17 protein-coding genes are annotated in these 19,412 nt (G+C 42.3%); 2 read left to right on the plus strand and 15 right to left on the minus strand.

Going from position 1 to position 19,412, the window contains the following annotated elements; translation table 11 throughout:
• Nucleotides 1-145: transposase family protein (locus G327_RS25960; protein WP_019613988.1), on the minus strand; the 145-nt coding region annotated here is incomplete at its 3' end.
• A gap of 67 nt (nt 146-212) precedes the next feature.
• Complete coding sequence (locus G327_RS0106690) at nt 213-1,628, minus strand: aminotransferase-like domain-containing protein (protein ID WP_019613989.1); 1,416 nt, start codon at nt 1,626-1,628, stop codon at nt 213-215.
• A 296-nt stretch (nt 1,629-1,924) separates the two neighbouring features.
• On the opposite strand from G327_RS0106690, the gene G327_RS0106695 reads away from it, so the two are divergent.
• Nucleotides 1,925-2,542 carry a LysE family translocator gene (locus G327_RS0106695; protein ID WP_019613990.1) on the plus strand — a complete coding sequence of 206 codons (618 nt, stop codon included), beginning with the start codon at nt 1,925-1,927 and terminating at the stop codon, nt 2,540-2,542.
• A gap of 62 nt (nt 2,543-2,604) precedes the next feature.
• On the opposite strand, the gene aspA is transcribed toward G327_RS0106695, so the two are convergent.
• The 13 genes from aspA to kduD all read right to left on the minus strand — a co-directional run bounded on the left by aspA (nt 2,605) and on the right by kduD (nt 18,323).
• Nucleotides 2,605-4,047, minus strand: coding sequence for an aspartate ammonia-lyase (aspA, locus tag G327_RS0106700; protein ID WP_019613991.1), 1,443 nt, complete (start codon nt 4,045-4,047; stop codon nt 2,605-2,607).
• Nucleotides 4,048-4,819: 772 nt separating this feature from the next.
• Nucleotides 4,820-5,596, minus strand: coding sequence for a substrate-binding periplasmic protein (locus G327_RS0106705; protein ID WP_019613992.1), 777 nt, complete (start codon nt 5,594-5,596; stop codon nt 4,820-4,822).
• A 191-nt stretch (nt 5,597-5,787) separates the two neighbouring features.
• The gene (locus tag G327_RS0106710; protein WP_019613993.1) at nt 5,788-6,603 is read right to left on the minus strand and encodes an alpha/beta fold hydrolase; all 816 of its coding nucleotides are present in this window, start codon (nt 6,601-6,603) and stop codon (nt 5,788-5,790) included.
• A 137-nt stretch (nt 6,604-6,740) separates the two neighbouring features.
• Nucleotides 6,741-6,929, minus strand: a complete 189-nt coding sequence (locus tag G327_RS0106715) for a hypothetical protein (RefSeq protein ID WP_019613994.1) — start codon at nt 6,927-6,929, stop codon at nt 6,741-6,743.
• Between the two features lie 101 nt (nt 6,930-7,030).
• The gene (locus G327_RS0106720) at nt 7,031-7,690 is read right to left on the minus strand and encodes a 7-cyano-7-deazaguanine/7-aminomethyl-7-deazaguanine transporter (RefSeq protein WP_019613995.1); all 660 of its coding nucleotides are present in this window, start codon (nt 7,688-7,690) and stop codon (nt 7,031-7,033) included.
• A gap of 780 nt (nt 7,691-8,470) precedes the next feature.
• On the minus strand, nt 8,471-9,763 hold the full coding sequence (locus tag G327_RS0106725) for a sensor domain-containing diguanylate cyclase (protein ID WP_026339228.1): 1,293 nt from the start codon (nt 9,761-9,763) through the stop codon (nt 8,471-8,473).
• A gap of 383 nt (nt 9,764-10,146) precedes the next feature.
• Nucleotides 10,147-12,858: an ADP-ribosylglycohydrolase family protein gene (locus G327_RS26435; protein ID WP_019613997.1), complete on the minus strand. Its 2,712-nt coding sequence runs from the start codon at nt 12,856-12,858 to the stop codon at nt 10,147-10,149.
• Between the two features lie 658 nt (nt 12,859-13,516).
• Complete coding sequence (locus tag G327_RS0106740) at nt 13,517-14,467, minus strand: AEC family transporter (RefSeq protein ID WP_019613998.1); 951 nt, start codon at nt 14,465-14,467, stop codon at nt 13,517-13,519.
• 203 nt (nt 14,468-14,670) lie between these two features.
• Complete coding sequence (locus G327_RS0106745) at nt 14,671-15,294, minus strand: bifunctional 4-hydroxy-2-oxoglutarate aldolase/2-dehydro-3-deoxy-phosphogluconate aldolase (RefSeq protein WP_019613999.1); 624 nt, start codon at nt 15,292-15,294, stop codon at nt 14,671-14,673.
• Between the two features lie 23 nt (nt 15,295-15,317).
• Nucleotides 15,318-16,250, minus strand: a complete 933-nt coding sequence (gene kdgK / locus G327_RS0106750) for a 2-dehydro-3-deoxygluconokinase (RefSeq protein WP_019614000.1) — start codon at nt 16,248-16,250, stop codon at nt 15,318-15,320.
• 57 nt (nt 16,251-16,307) lie between these two features.
• Nucleotides 16,308-16,946, minus strand: coding sequence for an RpiB/LacA/LacB family sugar-phosphate isomerase (locus G327_RS0106755; protein ID WP_019614001.1), 639 nt, complete (start codon nt 16,944-16,946; stop codon nt 16,308-16,310).
• 42 nt (nt 16,947-16,988) lie between these two features.
• Nucleotides 16,989-17,513, minus strand: coding sequence for a YgjV family protein (locus G327_RS0106760; RefSeq protein WP_019614002.1), 525 nt, complete (start codon nt 17,511-17,513; stop codon nt 16,989-16,991).
• Nucleotides 17,514-17,561: 48 nt separating this feature from the next.
• Complete coding sequence (gene kduD / locus G327_RS0106765) at nt 17,562-18,323, minus strand: 2-dehydro-3-deoxy-D-gluconate 5-dehydrogenase KduD (protein ID WP_019614003.1); 762 nt, start codon at nt 18,321-18,323, stop codon at nt 17,562-17,564.
• 267 nt (nt 18,324-18,590) lie between these two features.
• On the opposite strand from kduD, the gene kdgR reads away from it, so the two are divergent.
• A complete protein-coding gene (gene kdgR, locus G327_RS0106770; protein WP_019614004.1) occupies nt 18,591-19,373 on the plus strand; it encodes a DNA-binding transcriptional regulator KdgR in 783 nt (260 codons plus the stop codon).
• Nucleotides 19,374-19,412: the final 39 nt, after the last annotated feature.

Below are 19,412 nucleotides of genomic sequence, written 5' to 3' on the forward strand. Positions count from 1 at the left end.
AGTTTTCAATATCCTCCCAGCCTTCAGAGCCAGACATAACGGCACTAATAGCGAGTAAAAGAATATCGAGTAAATTATGTTTCTTACATCGTTCAATACGAGGGTCTGAGATGGAATCGAAGTATTTCAAAAAAGTAGCGCTCATTATTATCACCAAATAGCGAATTGTTAGTATATGGTGATCAGATCGCTAGTTGGAGGAAAAGTTCAATTTATAATGATCTTGCCGTGCTGATCAGGCTGGCTAGCTGACGAATTCCCTCTTCTCGAATTAAGGCACTCTGTTCGCTAAAATTCAAACGCATACAATGACGATATTTACCCGTTGCTGAAAAGATAGGACCAGCTGCGATATTAACCCCGTTTTCCCGCGACTGCTGCGCAACTTTCACCGCGTCAACCTGCGCTGGTAATTCAACCCAGAGCAGATAACCGCCGGTTGGAAAACTGATACATGTGTCAGCGGGGAAGTATTTATTCAGGGCGCAGATAAGGTTATCCCGTCCCAGTTTATATTCCAGGCGTAAACGCCGTACGTGCCTGCTGTAACCGCCTGATTTGATAAAATCAGCAATCGCCAGCTGCGGCAGGGTCGGACACATAGAGCTGCTGACATACTTATTATGAGTCACTTTATCGCGGTAGCGTCCCGGTGCAATCCAGCCGACCCGCAGCCCCGGTGCCAGCGTTTTAGAAAACGATGAACAAAGCAGTACACGTCCATCCTCGTCAAAAGATTTAATACTTCGAGGACGCGGGTACTGGTATGAAATATCTCCGTAAATATCATCTTCGATAATAACAATATCGTAGCTTTGAGCCAGCTGATAAAGGCGCTTCTTATGCGCATCGGGCATGGTATATCCCATAGGATTGTTACAGGTAGGTGTTAATAAAACAGCTTTTATCGGCCACTGGTCTAATGCCAGCTCCAGTGCCTGCAGACTTAATCCCGTTTCTGGATGCGTCGGGATTTCCATTGCTTTTAAATTAGAGCCTTTAATCGCCTGCATCGAGCCGTAAAAACTCGGCGATTCGATAGCCACAATATCACCAGGCTCAGTGACAGCCCGCAGACAGACGGACAACGCTTCCTGACAGCCAGATGTAATAATAATATCATCAGGATGCAGATGACAGCCCGACTCAAGTGCCAGTCTGCTGATCTGCTCCCGTAATACCAGCGCGCCTCTTATATCTCCGTAGGGCAGACTCAATGCACTTTGATGTTTATGCAGTTCAGTAATTTTCTTGAGCAGCGGTTTCAGTGAAGGTGCATCCATAATCGGCATCGCATGCTGTAACTGTATCGTCCCGATAGTATCTGTACTGAGCAGCAGATAAAGCACTTCCTGCCATTGTGAAACATCCAGAGGTCTTTGCGGCGGACGAGACATCTGCGGTAGTTTGTAAGGAGGGGTCTGCGCTGTGGCAAAATAACCGGACTTAGCACGAGCTTCCACTAAGTTTTCCATTTCCAGCTGTCGATAAGCTTCCTGAACCGTTGAAATACTGACCTCATGCTGTGCAGAAAGTTGACGGACTGAAGGCAGTTTATCACCGGGCTGAAACAGCCCCTGTTTAATATGTTCTCTTAATACAGCTGCTAATTTTTCATACAGTTTCATATTTTCTCAGACAGTCAACACAGTAAAGGTAAACACATAATAACCAAAGCAGGGACATTTTTACCATACAGATGCTCACATAAAAGACAATACAGGTTATTTCAGCCACGTCTGTATGGTTAAAATAATTGATTTTTGCATCTGTATTGTAAATGTAAGATTTTTTACAATGATTTATCAATAACAAACATAAACCGTTATTAAAGTTCACAACCCAGTTTCAGCGCAAAAATAATAGCATTTATAAGCGCACAAAATGTTAACCACAATCAGAAAACAACTTAGGAGAAGTATAGATGGATCAGACACTGTTGTTTGCAGTTATACTGTTTGCGTTTGTCATGTCCGTGACACCGGGCCCGAATAATATGATGTTATTAGCTTCAGGTGCACAGTTTGGCTACCTGCGCACGCTGCCGCATATATTCGGTATTATTATAGGAATCGCATGCCTGCTCGGATCTGTATTAATAGGCTTAGGGGTAGTATTTGAGCTCTATCCGGTTTTATATGATCTTCTGAAAGCCGCCGGCAGTATTTATCTATTATGGCTGGCATGGAAAATAAGCACAGCCCCGACAGATGAGAATGCGCTTAATCCTAAACAAAAATCGGCACACGCCGGCCCGATGAATCTGTTATCGGCTTCATTATTTCAATTTGTAAATCCCAAAGCCTGGGCAATGGCAATCGGCAGTATCAGCAGTTTTGCCGTTGCAGGAGAGCACTACCTGGAATCGGGTTTATGGATCATGGGCTCCTTTGCTGTCACCGGTTTTATAGCAATCAGTTTATGGACCTGTCTAGGGGTGGCGATAAGAAGTTTGCTGACCACAGAGTCTAGAAAACGTTATTTCAACCGGATAATGGGCGCTATGACAGCAGCAACAATATTGTTGATTTTATCTTCTTGAAATAACAAGCGAGACAAAAGTATCCCCTTCATTTATTGAAGGGGATATGCAGAAGCAGAAAATTACACGTAGCGTTTAGCGTTATCAGCTGGAAGTATCAGATTCTCAATAGAGAAAATATGATCTAACTGCTCTTCAGTAAGCAGTTCAAGCTCTAAAACAACCTCGCGAACACTTTTACCAGTTTGTGCACATATTTTACCTACACGATCACCTTCATGATGACCAATCAGCGGATTTAAATAAGTAATAATACCAATTGAATTAAACACGTGGCTTTCACATACTTCTTTATTGACCGTAATACCATCAATGCATTTTTCACGTAAATTGATGCAGGCATTATTTAAAATATCTAACGATTCAAACATGCTTTGCGCGATCACAGGTTCCATCACATTAAGCTGAAGCTGCCCGCCCTCTGCGGCAAAAGAGATAGTTGTATCGTTACCCATTACCTTAAAGCATACCTGGTTTACCACTTCCGGAATAACCGGGTTTACCTTAGCCGGCATAATCGAAGATCCGGCCTGCATTTCCGGCAGGTTAATTTCATTAAAACCAGCACGAGGGCCCGATGATAACAGACGTAGATCGTTACATATTTTGGAAAGTTTTATCGCCAGTCGTTTCAATGCACTATGTACCATCACATATGCACCACAGTCCGAAGTTGCTTCAATTAAATCTTCCGAAGGCACACAGGCAAGACCGGTTACCTGAGCAAGGTATTTTACTGCCAGCTTCTGATATCCAGGAGCTGCATTTAGCCCGGTACCGATAGCTGTTGCCCCTAGATTAACTTCAAGCAGTAATTTTGAGGTGTAATTTAAATTACGCACCTCTTCATTCAGTGTGACAGCCCAAGCGTGAAATTCCTGTCCGACTGTCATCGGAACAGCATCCTGTAACTGGGTGCGTCCCATTTTTAAAATGCCGTTAAACTCTTTATTTTTCAGCTCAAATGCAGCTTCTAAATATTCGACCGTTTTTACTAAGCTGGAAATACTGTTGTATACCGCGATACGAAACCCTGTCGGATAGGTACAGTTAGTAGACTGGCTCTTATTAACATGATCATTAGGGTCAATAAATTCGTACTGCCCTTTCTCTTTGCCCATCAGCTCAAGCGCTAGATTAGCAATCACTTCATTGGTATTCATATTAACCGAGGTACCCGCACCGCCTTGGAATACATCCGACGGAAACTGATCCATACATTTACCTGTTTCTAAAATCAAATCACAAGCTTCAATAATATAACGGCCGACTTTGCTGGGAATAACCCCCAGCTCTTTATTCGCCATAGCAGCCGCTTTTTTAGTCATTACCATGCCGCGAATAAACTCAGGAGCATCGGAAATAGTGGTTTTTGAAATATTAAAATTTTCAATGGCGCGTAATGTATGCACACCATAATAAGCATCGGCAAGAACGTGACGTTCGCCAAGAAGATCATGCTCAAGACGAGTTTCAGACTGAAGAGATTTGGAAGTATTATTCATTATTGAATCCTTATGGATTTTTTGTTTAACATAAATAAAAAGTAATAAACTAAGCGATTAAGCAAGGGTTATTTATCCGTCAACGCGCCTTGATATGGTGGTCATATTAAACAACAAAAGCAGGCAATAGTAGTAAGTTCGTCACCCTTTTGAAATGAAATTTATTTTATTTTACTAATAAAATAAAAATTATAAAACGCAATATATTCATGCAGTTACATAACCAGGTGACAATAAAGAAAGAAAAACGCACAACAATTGAGTGAAAATTGGACGATTTTATTTGCCGGCGTAACATTTGCAGAGCAGGGAAGAAAAAGCGTGCCGTCCTGCAGTCGCTTTAAACATGTTCAGGAAATAAAACATATCTATATATATACCCAAACTACCTGAAGATGCAGATTCAGAGGCTCGCTCGGATGCCAGATCAAGGCACAACATGAAGAGAATGGTTATTCCTTTTCAAGTGTTGTAACAAAGAGCTGGCTTTCGAGTGAGCCTCCCATAGGGCCAGTTGAGAGGCAACCATCTTCGGCGTTATGAAGCATTGATTTAGAATGACTAAACCTTCAACTCCATGCCTTGAATATGGTCACCTCTCAACTGGCTGATTCCTGCATCTTCAAGTAGCTTGGGTATAAAGGCACAAGAAAACAACGGACGGGAGGAATAAAAAGGACTGCACATACAGTGAAGACTGGCATTATAGAATTAAAACAGCCGCTCTAGAGTATGTTAACCGCTCATTTAGCGGCTAACATGCCGACTTAGTTCATTTCAGGTAATTATCAACAATCTGCTGAACCTCACCACTTTTTTTCATCTCAGTTAATACTCGATTATATTGTTTTTTAAAGTCATCTTTGTAAGGAAATTTACCGCCGTCAGTGACAAAACCTAAATAACCCTGCTCAGCTGAGATAACCAGTGCTTTAGATACGCCGCTGCCACTGTATTTTCCATTATCCTGAAGCTTCTTCAGTTCCCATTCGGTGGCAAGGCCGTCGTTCAAATAACAGTCAATACGCCCGTTAATCAGTTTCTGTAAGTTTTTTGAAGTGCCCTTTACTTCTTTCAAACTGATTTTTCCATCTTTAACAGCCTCCAGAAACGCATCTCCGCCGACAGTAAATCCAGCATTATTACCAATTGTTAAGCCGTAATAATCGACCGGCCAGGCAGGCCGGTCTTGTTTAGCTATTTTATCACTGCAGAAAAGACTCAACTCTTCGTCGAGAATAGCCGTTTCATATTCCATATAGGGACGTTTTTCCGGGTGAGCATAAGGTGGATAAAGCGCAAAAATTTTGCCCTTTTCAATATCAGAAAGCCCGCGTTTCCAGGGCGTTTTGACAAATGATATTTTATAGTCAGGCATTTTCTCTGCGACTTTTTTCAAGACGGCGGTATAGAGTCCGGTCATCTTTCCAGCCTGTGCATAGGAGTATGGTGCATAATCATCATCGCCATAAATCTTGACTTCTGTCTGGGCAGCAACGTTGAAAGAGCACAGCAGCAGCAAAGCACTTAATATATTAATTGTTTTCATAACGTAAACCTCGAGTAAATAACTGATACGAGTAACAGCACTTACCTGAGTATAGTCAGTATTAAAAACTATAAAAGAAGGCTAAAAAAGCAGGGAAAGGTTTTACTACCGGGCTGTCTTTAAGAACAGCCCGATAATCATTTCATAAGAACCGGCAGGGAAAACCTTTACAAACAAGCATGACTCTCAGCTCAGGCATACACACTGTTTAAAAAGTCAGATAATTTCTCTATCACGAATTCAGGCTGTTCCAGATTTGAGATATGACCGGCATCGGGCACCAGGATCAGACGGCTGCCGCTGATTGCATCCTGCATCAGCTGTGCTTCTAGAGGCGGACGAGGAATATCCTGCATTCCGGTCATAATTAACGTCGGTAATGTTAGTTTTTCAACTTCATCAAAGAGATCCCGGCGCCCGAATACCATGCGTCCTACTTGGGCAAGATCAACGGCCTTTTGTCCGCGAATCCCCTGCAGTCCTTTTTTAAAGCGGCTCACCAGTTCAGGGTTTTCCTGCTCTACATCACGAGCAAAGAACAAAGGTCTTATCTGCTCAATTAATGGCTCCGGCACCAGCTGTGCCGCACTTATCATATCCAGCATGGCAGAATATTTATGATGAGTGACCTGCGGCTCAAGTCCGATAAAGGTATCCATCAGTACTAAAGCTTTAACCCGCGCCGGGGCTAAAAGGGTTAACTCCGCTCCCCACATGCCACCAACCGATAAACCAATAATTGAGAATGTTTCAATTTCAAGGTGGTCCATCAGGCTTAACAGATCCTGCGCATAATCCGTCAGATTTTGTGTTTCGCCGGGAGCTGCGTCTGACTGTCCGTGACTCCACAAATCAGGAACAATGCAGCGGTAATGCTGACTTAATATCTCTATCTGAGGCGTCCACATTTCACTATCCCAGAGGTAACTGTGCCCGAAAAGTAATACCGGGCCTTGACCTTTATCCAGGTAATGCATGGTTTTAGAATTAATAGTGAATGTACTCATTAAGTATTCCTTTTTATGATTATTATCTTTAGCAGGCATGGTAACAGAAGCATGATACAAACTGCCAGAAGCTTAACAGCTTGATTTTAGAAGAAAAAGAAGTAAATAAAAGAGGCTGTCAGGAGTAGTCCGTGGATTTAATTACTCTCCTTGCCCAAACCGACTAACGGAGTGCCGTCATCCGCATAACTCAGCTCACATTTGCTTACTTCACCCTGAAACTCAACATGCGTATAGCCGCCTAAAGCAAATTTTAAAGCGCTCTCCGGCTTCAACCAGTCACCGTAAGCACATATATCTGCCCAGCTGATCTGCATAATTTTCATAATATTCCCTACGATAATAATGTTAATAAATGACAGTGCTCAACTTCAGGCGCAGTTCTGGTTTTCAGCATTTAAACGCGGAAAACCAGAATTGCAACAACTTAAGCCAGGCTCGGCTGTTCAGGCAGTTTGACTAACCTCTGCTCCAGCACTTTCAAAAGCAGTCCGTAAGCCGGTAAAAACAGACCTAAACTAACAACCAGTTTAAAGCCGTAATCGACACTGGCAATTTCCGGCCAGTGTGCCGCCATAAAACTGTCATTAGATGCATAAAATGCTAATGAGAAAAACACTAACGTATCTACTAAATTACCTATCAAGGTTGATGCGGCAGGAGCCACCCACCAGGATCGTGTTTTTCTTAGCTTAGAAAAAACAGTGATATCCATTAACTGACCGATCAGATAAGCCGCAAAGCTGGCAAAAGCAATACGGAAAACAAAATTATTAAATTCTGACAATGAATCTAATCCCTGAAAACCGCCCTGATGGAAAACAACACCCATCACATAAGATATCAGCAGTGCCGGGAACATCGCTTTAAGAATAATGCGCCTGGCGGCTTCCTGACCGAAAATTCTTACGGTAAGATCCGTTGCCAGGTATACAAACGGGAAGCTGAAAGCGCCCCATGTAGTATGAAATCCAAAGATTTGAAATGGAAGCTGAACCAGATAATTACTGGCGCAGATGATTAATATATGAAAGCTCGCCAGCACCAGCAGCGCACGACGAATTTGAGCGGTTGTTAACATTAACATATTGTGACCTTTTTAATGACTAATTAACTTTTGCGGGGTGAGGGAACCCGCTGTTTAAATTTTATTCCCTGACGTTACAGTAGAAAGCGAAAAAAATCGCAATTTATTCTATTGCAGCCCTTGTCGGGGTCGCACATTATAAAGATGTTTTAGAAGCGAGCAAGGAGAAAATAGACCGAACATGTACACTATCCTGCACAGCGTCAGATACAAACAATAAGTAAAGATTAATTAACATCCCGCGCTTTTAAAATCCCGTCACTAATTTTCACATCTTGCAGTCATGTTTTTATCTAAATTTATCAGTCAGCAAAATTTATAAACTTTCAAATAAATTAAAATACGTGATTGACATCACACTTTTTCAACATTAATATACGCCACATGTGATGAGGATCTACCTCGAACATGATTATTACAAAACAAACAAATATTTTTAAATAAATGAGGTTCCAATATGTTTTCAATTATCAAAAAAGTAACTGGTTTCGCTAATACTAATAACTACGAAGCATCATCTCCACGTTCTGTATCATCAGTTGCAGCTAACACTTACAGATATTACTAATATAATGGGCATCAGCAGTTGCCGGTTCACGCAAAGCGTGACACCAATAGTGCAGCTGTCCCATTATTATCAGTTTTTTCTTATTAGGCTTTAATTTCCTACCCTTAGTATTATTCGTCTTATTAAAAGACCAGCCTGATAAACTACCGCGCAGCTAGCACAAAACTTCAGACAACATCATGCATAGTGATAAACATCTTTTGTTTTTGTTTCTAGGCGCTGGTACAAACCCGATTTTTCCCCTGTTTCTTAGCTTTATATAAAGCTTTATCTGCTCTTGAAAAGAGTGCTTCAAAACTATCGTCAGTCTTTTTCAAAGCGGCAAGACCGATACTTACCGTCATTTTTATTTCTCCTGACCAGCTTCCGGCTATTTTCAACTTCTGTAATTCAAAGCGGATCCTTTCTGCTAATACTCCAGCTTGATGCATATCAGTCTCAGGCAGTAAAACTGAAAACTCTTCTCCACCGGTCCGGGCTAACACATCTTCAAAACGCACAATAGATAAAAGACTCTGACTTAATGCAGTTAAGACTTGATCACCGGCTGGGTGTCCGTAGTTATCATTAATAAATTTAAAATTATCGATATCCAGGGTCATAACAGTTAAAGGTAAATGATAACGTCCGGCACGATGGTATTCCCGCTGCGCATTTTCAATAAAGAAACGGTGGTTATTTAACCCGGTCAGTGAATCCGTATTCGCCTGCTTCTGGAGCTCTTCTTTAAGCTTATATAATTCAGTAATATCGGTAGAAAAACCAATAACAGCAGGTGTCGTTTCATTAATCTGATAAGGCATTTTTACACTCATATAACGCCGTGGATTATTATTTTCATCCTTAAAGATCTCTTCACAGGTTTGTTTCTGATTGCTGTTCAGCACCTGTTTATCCGAAATCCAGAAATTATCAGCCGTTTCTCTGCCAATAACTTCTATGTCCTTTTTACCAATAATATCTTCGACTGGAAGCCCGAACAGCCCGGCTGCTTTACGGTTAACATATCGGTAAGTACGTAAGTGATCTTTCATGTAAATATGGGAGTCGACATTATCCAGCACTGCATCTAATAACTGTTTCTGCTCTTTGATAATCGTTTCGTATTTTTTCTGCTCGGTGATATCAGTGGAGATGCCGCACATACCAATGACATCTCCCCGGGCATTATGCAGCGGCTTTTTTATGGTTTTAAAAACTCGGCTTTCACCGAGCGCTTTAACGAAATTTGACTCTTCGGTCTCCAGAGTAATATTTTCCCGCATCACCTGCTGATCATTGCGGCGCAGTGAATCCGAGAATGAGAAATCAAAAAAGTGACTGGCATCTCTGCCTATCACCTGATCGCAGCTCTTATTAAAAAGATTAAGCAGCGGCTGGTTGGTGAACGTATAATTACCGTGTATATCTTTAGTATATATATACGCGCCAACGTTATTTAACACGCTTTCCAGCTGATTAATTTTAAGCAGCAGTGCATCCGTACACAATTTTTTATCTTCCATAAACTCTTCCACCAAAAATCCTTTTTACGGCTCAATATTATAAACGCTGAAAACTGAGCTTAAACACCTGAACTACAAAATCTCATCCTTTATAACCTTAACCCGACACTTCGTTTCGTAATTATATAGTACCATTCAAGTATATGAGTGATCGGTTTATGCGTAAGAAAACTTAGTCATATTATTGTTTTTTATCCGCTAAAGAGCATACGTGTTTTCTACCTGTCATCAAGCTGCAGCCTGTTAATGTGCAGGAAATGCCCATAAATAAGAGAATTAAACATACAGATACAGAAAAAACGGCCGCTTAGTAAAGCGGCTGTTTAATTAAAAGTTATCTGAAAAGTATCAGAGCGTAACAGCGTCATTTCCGGTGCTGTTAACTACCCCATGCTTTGAATTTCCGGATGATAAGCTGCATCGGAATTATTCTGAAGCAGCGCCTTAATTTTATGCGCAACCCGTGCACAGTTATTTTTACTCTTTTCCAGTTCCCACCCGATAAGGTAAGTCTGCGTTAAGCATAAGTACCCCGCCAGCATCTCTTTGTCTGCAAACATGCCCAGGCGGATGACATCCTGCTCATAAGCGAAATATTCAGCTTCATAACCTGCTTCACCGTATATACCGGCCGGATCCCAGTCTTTATATAAAATGCAGCTGACCTGTTCGCAAAAACGTTTCGTTCGGGCATCTAAATTTCCGAGATCAAAAGCGGGCAGCTCGCTGACACTGTTTTTTATCAGCTGATGAATGCCCGACTCTGTCATTTGTCCTAATACAGGCTGATTAACATAAATAAAATTTTCGTTACTCATACGGCCAGGCATCTGCCCTTGTGAGTTGGTTAAATCAAACAGGTAGCCGACTAAATCTCCTTTCTGATCCGCAGCATTATAATCGACACAAACTACTTTATCACTCTGCACCTGCGGCATGCCGCTCAGCGTGTAATGACCTACCACTACAGGCCGCGTCTGACGCTCATTGTGCAGCAGCCCCGACAGCTCCTGTTCGGGAATATCAGCCAGCTGCTCCGGAGGCACTTGCGCAATACTACGGTAGGTTTGAACCTGATCACGCCACCATGCTGTGCGAATATGACGACGCTCACAACCGCCTTTATCAAAAAAACTGTGTCCCTGAGGCAGTTCGATTTCAGGTCCTTTAAGCAGAGTTTCACATAGCTCATAAAGCTCGTGAGCGGGATCAAACGCGTCATTCCAGTGATGCTCTTTTAAACTATTATCGCTATTAAGATACGGCAGTAAACGGGTTATAGACTGCTGATTCCAGCACGCATGAATACAGCGCACCGCACCAAAATCCATAAACAGAGGCAGCGTTTTAAACCACTTGATCCATTTTTTATATTCCAGGGAGTCTTCGACCATCTGCTCTAAAAACAGTGCATGCTGACGCTGATTTTTATCTGAATGCGCACGTGCCCAACAATCCGCCTTACCCGTGCGTTTTTTTAATGTCCAGCCGATAGCATTGAATTCATGGTTACCCATCACGCACCAGGCAAGTCCGCTATCACACAGACGTTTAACCTGTTTTAACGTATTTACATGATCGGCGCCTGATTCATTATGGTTATCAATAAGATCACCAACAAATACCACTTTGCCGCGGCTAAAAGCACTGTTCGGATCATGCTCGACAAAATCAGCATATGTTAACAGCTCATTAAGCTTTTTATACTGACCATGCACGTCTCCGATGAACAGCAGCTGTCTGGTCTCATCTGAGTGCAGACAATAGTTTACTCCGTCCAGCTTCCTGTCCGTAAGCTCAGTTATACGTGCCAGCCAGGCCGTAATTGTTCCCGTCTCGCTCATACTTGCCAGCAGACCGTTACAAAAACGATCGCCGCGTACCGCACGGGTTATAAATTTCAGGCAGGTAATATAATCAGCCTGTGCTAACCACGGTTCAAGATTGCCTTCGCCGTACAACTGCACATGCTGTGCATATCCCGGCAGTTCCTCACTGCTCCAGTCCCAGTTGAGAATAAATCCATAATCATGAAATGCCGGATAAAGAGAAGCAGTGAACTCATGTACAAGTTTTCTTGAGCCGTCTGTCAGTTTTTTCCGCTGCTTTTCTGCCTCGCGGATAAACGCAGCACAATGCGAGTGCAGCGGACAGGCAGCCAGAAGCTCAGCTGTCTGCAGTAGTTTTGCATACCAGGCTAACTTCTCTAGCCAGTGTTCAGGTAAACCGTTTAAGTCGTAATAAGCGCCGGCAATTTGCCCGTAAACTGCCGCTGTAGTATCTGCATCATCACCAAGATTTGCTGCTAACAACGCCCCCTGTTCAAAAGTATCGCTATGTGCAAAGCACCATAGGGCGGCTTCAAGAGACTGTACAACAAATCCGCAGCCGTAGATTTGTTCACGGCTTTTATTTATAAAACTGCCCTGAACAACAGCTGCCGTTTCTGGAGATAACGGAGCCGGAAAATTTTTCTGCAGCGCCGCAAATAAAGCATGTTTGTCCGCATAGGTTTCAGCAAAGAGATGGTATAAAAGCCAGGCGGTAACCTGACAAGCTTCAATACATCGCAGTTCTGCATGGGTTGTTATTGAGCTTTCCACCGCCATCTGCAAAGCAGTTTCAATGCTGACACCTTTAGCTGCACTGTAAAAAATGGCTATCGGTGCAAGACGCATCAGACTGCCGTTACCAGCTGAATTCTCTTCGCTTGAACCAGCATTCGCATTGCCGTTTTTCTGGTAACGATTTAAGGCTTGTGCAACTGTATTACCGATATCAAAACAGCTGCCGGTTACCGAATTCTCACCAAATTCTTTCCAACGCAGATAACGTTCCATCTGATCTTCTGCGCAGTGCCTCCCCTTGGCCAGCAGGCTGTCTGCCAGACAGAGCGCCATTGAAGTATCATCCGTCCATTCACCTGCTTTAAGGTTAAATGGGCCGCCGCCGATCATATCGGTTAACGGCTGGTAACTGTCTTTGCTTTGAAACTCTAATGTGGTACCGAGCGCATCGCCGAGTGCCAGGCCAAGCAGCGATGCCTGAGCACGAGATTCGAATTGTGCTGAAGTTTTAAAAAATAAATTAGTCAACGGCTGTTCCTCAACTTATTAATTTGCTCTTAATGCCGCCTTCAGCGGCAGTAGACGAAATAACAAAAACCGCAGCACGGTAAAGTGCTGTTATAACTTACGCTTCATTTTTGAGTTATTAAAAGTGCAGACAGAGGCTGGTAAAACAGAAAACAGCAGAATACTCTTTTCATTCCTTATTTAAATATATGAATTCCATTTCAGACAAACCGCGCTGACGCACTTAAGCCTCAATTTAATCTATTTATTTCATATAATTTAAATGGAGTTTAACAATAGCAGCCTTAGTTAAAAAGATTTTTTTTTCAGCACGTGAAAAATATGTTAAGCACTTACTTAATTATTGAACATGATTATCAAATTAGGATAGCTTTAAAAAATATGCTCCTGAGCTGAACTGAAACATTTCACCTGTTCGGAGCCGCTGCTTATTGTTTCTTACATTGGAGGTTGGGGCTGCCTGAGTTTACTGCTGACGTTGATTTTTATACCAATTCCATTAATTAGATGTTCTATTTAGGCGTAGGAAAAATGGATGAAAGCAAGGCGTTGATTGCAGTAACTAGTTATTCTAATTACAAAATCAAGAACGAAGCTAGCGTCCATTTTAACAAGCATCAATGAATAGAAAATTAGTGGATTTGGTATTACCATGCTTCTACATAATATCCAGAGCATAAAGCACAGAGATACCGATACTGCAGCTGAGCAGTGATCCAGCAGTGGTTACGGCAATAATATTAGCAGCTAAATTTGCATTGCCGCCCATTGAACGTGCCATCACGTAACTGGCGGCGGCTGTCGGCGCACCACTCATAAAAAACAGCAGACCTATCTCTATCTCAGAAAAACCTAACAGGTAAGCACAGCCGGTAATTAACAACGGTGCTAGTACAAGTTTTAAACTAGCGGCAAACCAGGCACTGCGGCGGCCGCTTTGTAACTCTTGCAAATTCAGAGAGGCGCCGGTACAGAGCAGTGCTAAAGGTAATGTCATATCTGCGAAATATTGTCCGGTCTGGCTAACCAGCGGCGGAATACGAAGCGTTAAGCTGAAGCAGATAACACCAATAAAAATGCTGATTATCAATGGATTTTTTGCGATTGAAGTGAAAACACCAGCCAGACGCCTAGTACTAATGCCTGCCTGTCCCTGCGTTAAAACAATCACCGCTAGAATATTGTATAACACGGTCACAAAAGCAACATAAACGGCCGCCAACGCCACGCCGGACTCGCCGTACACATTAGCAGCATAAGCTAAACCGATAATCGCAGTGTTAGCACGAAAACTACCCTGTATTATAACTCCATGGTCCTGTTTATCTTTTATAAAGCGCTTAATTAAAACAATAGTCAGAAGAAAAAACAGTAAATTAGCAGCAAGTGAATAGCTTATATAACTAATACTAATGACCGTGTTTTTATCTGCATTAACAATACTTAAAAATAATAATGCCGGCAGGGTCACCTGATAAGCCAATTTTGAAGCCGTATCAATAAAGGCTTCGTTAATTAAGTGGATATGTTTTAAAAACCAGCCGAGAAACAGCATCAAGCATATTGGGCCGGTAACTGAAAAAGAAAAAATCAGCGACTCTGCAAACATTAACGGCTCCTGAGAATAAAAGTGTCTGTTGTTTATTAACACCATAGTGCACTAATTGACGTCTTTCCTATACAGGGACACACAGAAAGTCTGTAACACTTTGCTGTAGTTCAAAATTTTAACTAATGAGGGAGGAATTGCGGGAGTTTTCTATTCAAAAAAGCAGCGGTTGGTTTGTCCGCTGCTGCGAAACAGTTTTTTATTTATTTTATAATAGTTGCTACCTGCGCAATTAATGCACCAAGTTTTCCCCACTCTTCATTATCAATAAGATCTGTCGGGATCATCCAGGTGCCGCCGCAGGCAAGTACAGATGAAACAGCCAGGTAATCATTGACATTCTCAGGGTTCACCCCGCCCGTCGGCATAAAACTAACCGGGTAAACAGCGCTTAGGGCTTTAAGCATATTAACACCACCGGAAGGTCCAGCAGGGAAAAACTTCAGCGTATCCAGTCCCATTTCCATCGCCTGCTCCACCAGACTTGGTGTATTAACACCAGGAATTATAGTGATGCAGCGCTGCTGACAATATTTAACCGTGGTCGGATTAAAACCAGGACTTACTACAAAATCCACACCAGCATCGATTGACTGATCAACCTGCTCCGTAGTTAATACTGTTCCGGAGCCGATCAGCATATCAGGATAAGCCTCACGCATATTTTTAATTGCCTGCGCAGCCGCTTCTGTTCTAAAGGTTACCTCAGCACAAGGCAGACCGTTTTCCACTAATACCTGTGCCAGCTTAGCGGCTTTGCCTGCATCTTTAATCGCAATAACAGGTACGACTTTAATTTCACTTAAACGCTGATTAATAGTTTTCATAATTTTCTCTTTAAATTAAATAGTTAAATTGACGGCATATAGTGCTTCTCAATAAGCGCGCCTGGGTGCTGAATAACTTCAGCCGCCAGGCGGTGTCCAGCGGCAGCTGACTCACTGATATCACCACCTGAAAGACGTTTGGCTAAATAACCTGCACTAAAGGAATCTCCGGCAGCAGTTGTATCGATTATTTTATCGGTCCCAAGCACTGCAGCCGGTGCAGATATCTGCTCTTGACCCTTGACCACAATACAGTCATCGGAACCGCGTTTAATAACAATTTCATCCACGCCCAACTGCCGGCTGCGCTCAATTGCCTGCAGTTCACAGGTATCACCATAAAGTAAAACTTCATCGTCAAAAGTCAGAAAGGCAATACTGGTCAGTTTCAATATACGCTGGTAGCTCTGTTGAGCCTGCACCGGCCCGGACCACAACGAAGGACGATAATTGTTATCAAAAGCAATCAATACCCCTGAGTTTTTACACTCTTGAAGCAGCTCAAATAAAATTTCTCGACATTCGTCTGTTAATATTGCCAGGCTGATACCGCTTAAATAGATAAGCTGGTGCGTTTTCAGCTGCGCAGTCAGCTGCTCAATATCACTTTCCAGCAGCCAGTCTCGTGCAGCTGAATTGTTACGCCAGTATTGAAAAGTCCGCTCGCCGTCATCAGCCGTCTCAATAGCATATAAACCGGGCAGTTTAGTCTCACAACGATGCACTAAATCAACATTAAGCCCTTCTTCAAGCCAGGCATCAAACATATTTTGACTAAAACTATCGACACCAATGCCGGTAACATAGGAGGTAGTTATCTGCTCTGCGCCGCTAAGGCGGGATAAATAAACAGCCGTATTTAATGTGTCTCCGCCAAAACCCGGTTTATATAATGCACCGCTTTTCTGCAGCTCCACCATGCATTCACCAATAACTGCAATACGATCCGCTTGCATTATTTATCTCCATAACAGATGTAAAAAAATGCCGCAAAAGCGGCAGGGACATAACTTTTACGCTAAAACCTGACGTACATATTCAGCAATTTCCGGTTCCTGACAGTTTTCAAAGAAACATTCTTGGAAACGTCCACCGCTAACTGCCGTTTTAAGCAGCTCAGAATCAATACTGCGCAGCGTATCAAGGTAGTTATCTTTATTAACCGCTGCTTTTACTTCACTCAAAATAGCCGCATTAGCAACTTGAGGCGCTTTACGCTCAACCGGATACCCCTGACCTTTTTCACCTGAGAATGCCTTTTCAAAAATATATCGAACGTTCAGCTCACCGGCCCAGCCGAAGCCTTTAGCGTAAGCTAAAGCTAATGCATTGCCGTTATTGATCTGCGCGAATAAAAAGGCATCTGTCGGATCAATACAGTAACCGCAGACAATGCCCGGATGCAGATTAAGCGACATCATTGCACCTTGACCTGTTCCGCATCCGGTTATAATAAAATCAACCGCTTTAGAATTAATCAGGATACTGGCCATAATACCTAGATGAACATAAGTCAGGTGATGATCATTTTCATCGGACATACCGACATTAAATACCGGGTAACCTTTCTCAGTAGCTACAGCGTTCAGTTCATTTAATACAGCTGCATTTTTACCCGCCTGGCTGTTTTCCATCATTAATGCGATTTTCATATAAATTTCTCCAGTTATAGTTTTTAAATTATTTGTTAAGTGTTATTTCTCAATGGCATAATCTGCTTTTCCTTCACTATGAAGACGATAAATAGTCAGTAAATTAACACTGACCAAAGTGCTTTCCAGCATAACGCCGCCGATTGAGCCGACCACAATATTGTTAATTAACCAGCACAACGCCCCGAGCAGAAAACCGATACGCATCTTAATGCCCTGCAGCATAAATACCGATATGGTACCGATAATCCCGCCCAAAACAGGCAGTAGATCAAGCACAGAGTCAGCGGCCCAAAAAGCGCTTAGAATACCTGCGCCGACGAAAAACAGTGCTGCATAGACAGACGATGTATAAATCGAAGTGCCCGTGCGTACAGCCCCCAGTAAAGCGCTTAATGCAGAAATAAAGGAGCCTAAAAAGAGATAATGGAGCATATGATTAATATTTAAAATCAGCATCACAATTTTTAAGCTTCGGTCATTTTTCTGGCTAAAAGCGATAATACCTAAAGCAAAACTCAGCAGACCTAACCATTGTGCAAACGGTAATTCAAATATATAAGTCACAATACTCCCTGACAGCCGATACTTTGATCAGCTTATTTTTTTATAAGATCAGCGTGACAGCCAGCCGCCGTCAACAGCAATGGTATAACCATTAATATAATCAGCAGCCGCCGATGCTAAAAATACGCAGGGGCCGGCTACATCTTCAGGTGTTCCCCAGCGATCCGCTGGAATACGACCGACAATGTCATTATTACGTGCTTCATCTGCACGTAATGCAGCGGTATTATTAGTTGCCATATAGCCAGGTGCAATCGCATTTACATTTACCCCGTGTTCTGCCCATTCATTCGCCATGGCACGGGTAATGCCCATTACAGCACTTTTTGATGAAGTATAAGAAGGTACACGGATACCGCCCTGATAAGATAACATGGAAGCCACATTAACAATTTTGCCGCCGTTACCCTGCTCTATAAACTGTTTAGCAACCGCTTGAGATAGAAAGAAAACAGATTTACTGTTGATATTCATCACATCATCCCAGTCCTGCTCAGAAAAATCGATGGCGTCATTACGGCGAATAATTCCCGCATTGTTTACTAAAACATCAATTTTTCCCAACTCAGAAACAGCACGCTCGACAATCATTGGAATATCATCAAGTTTCATCAGGTTGGCACGGATATCGATAAACTTACGCCCTGTCGCTTCAATTTTTTCAATAGTTTCTGACGGCTCAACAATATTAACACCAACGATATCACAGCCGGCCTGCGCTAAACCTAAAGCCATGCCCTGCCCCAGCCCAGTATCACAGCCCGTTACAATCGCCACTTTATCCTGCAAATTAAAAGAATTTAAAATCATACTATTTTCTCCGCTAGTCTCGAATATCAGCTGTTTGTTTTACTAAGCTGCTTAAGTTGGATATACAGTAACAGTAAAAAAAACACCTCGCAATATATTTTTAAAACAACGTTTCAAAAATAATTAAATAGCAGTCCAAATCAAACTCAAATCGAATTTTCTTTTTTTAAAATTTATGAAACACCTTTTTAAAAAAATGGCCGAGCAGCTGTTTTTATGTATATAATGGAAATATTATTTTATAACACAGCAGAAAAGGTATCACTCATGGACAAACCCAATCAGCCGGAAGCCGTTTCTTCGGTGATGAAAGTATTTGCTATTCTGGAAGCGCTTGGTGACCAGGAAGATATCGGCATAACAGAACTGTCGCAGCGTCTGATGATGTCCAAAAGTACCACTTACCGCTTTTTACAAACCATGAAAATGCTTGGTTATGTCTCTCAGGAAGGTGAAGCAGACAAATATTCACTGACGCTGAAGTTATTTGAACTAGGAGCCAAATCATTAGAGTATGTCGACCTTATCGACCTTGCCGATAAAGAGATGCGTTATATCTCAGAGCAGACTAATGAAGCCCTGCATCTGGGAATGCTCGACGAAAATGCGATCATCTATATTCACAAAATTGATTCTGGTTATAACCTGCGCATGCAGTCAAAAATAGGACGCAGAAATCCGCTGTACAGTACTGCAATCGGTAAAGTGCTGTTAGCAGAAAAACAGGAAGGGTTTGTGCGCGCTCAATTAGCACCGGTCGAGTTTATTAAGCACACGGAAAAAACTTTAGAAAATACCGAGCAGCTTCTGTCAGAATTGACACTGGTTAAACAACAGCATTTTGCAGAAGACAACGAAGAGCAGGAGCCGGGTTTACGCTGTATCGCTACGCCGATTTACGACCGTTTTGGCAATGTGACTGCCGGTTTGTCGATCTCTTTTCCCACCATACGTTTTGATGAAAAGCGCCTTTCCTACTATGTAGAACTGCTGCATCAGGCGTGCAGAAATATATCAGAGCAGCTGGGATACAAACATTACCCGGTTTAAAATAAACAGATTAACACCTTAGGCCAAACAGCGTTTAAG

The organism is Psychromonas ossibalaenae ATCC BAA-1528 (assembly GCF_000381745.1).
Classification (GTDB): domain Bacteria; phylum Pseudomonadota; class Gammaproteobacteria; order Enterobacterales; family Psychromonadaceae; genus Psychromonas; species Psychromonas ossibalaenae.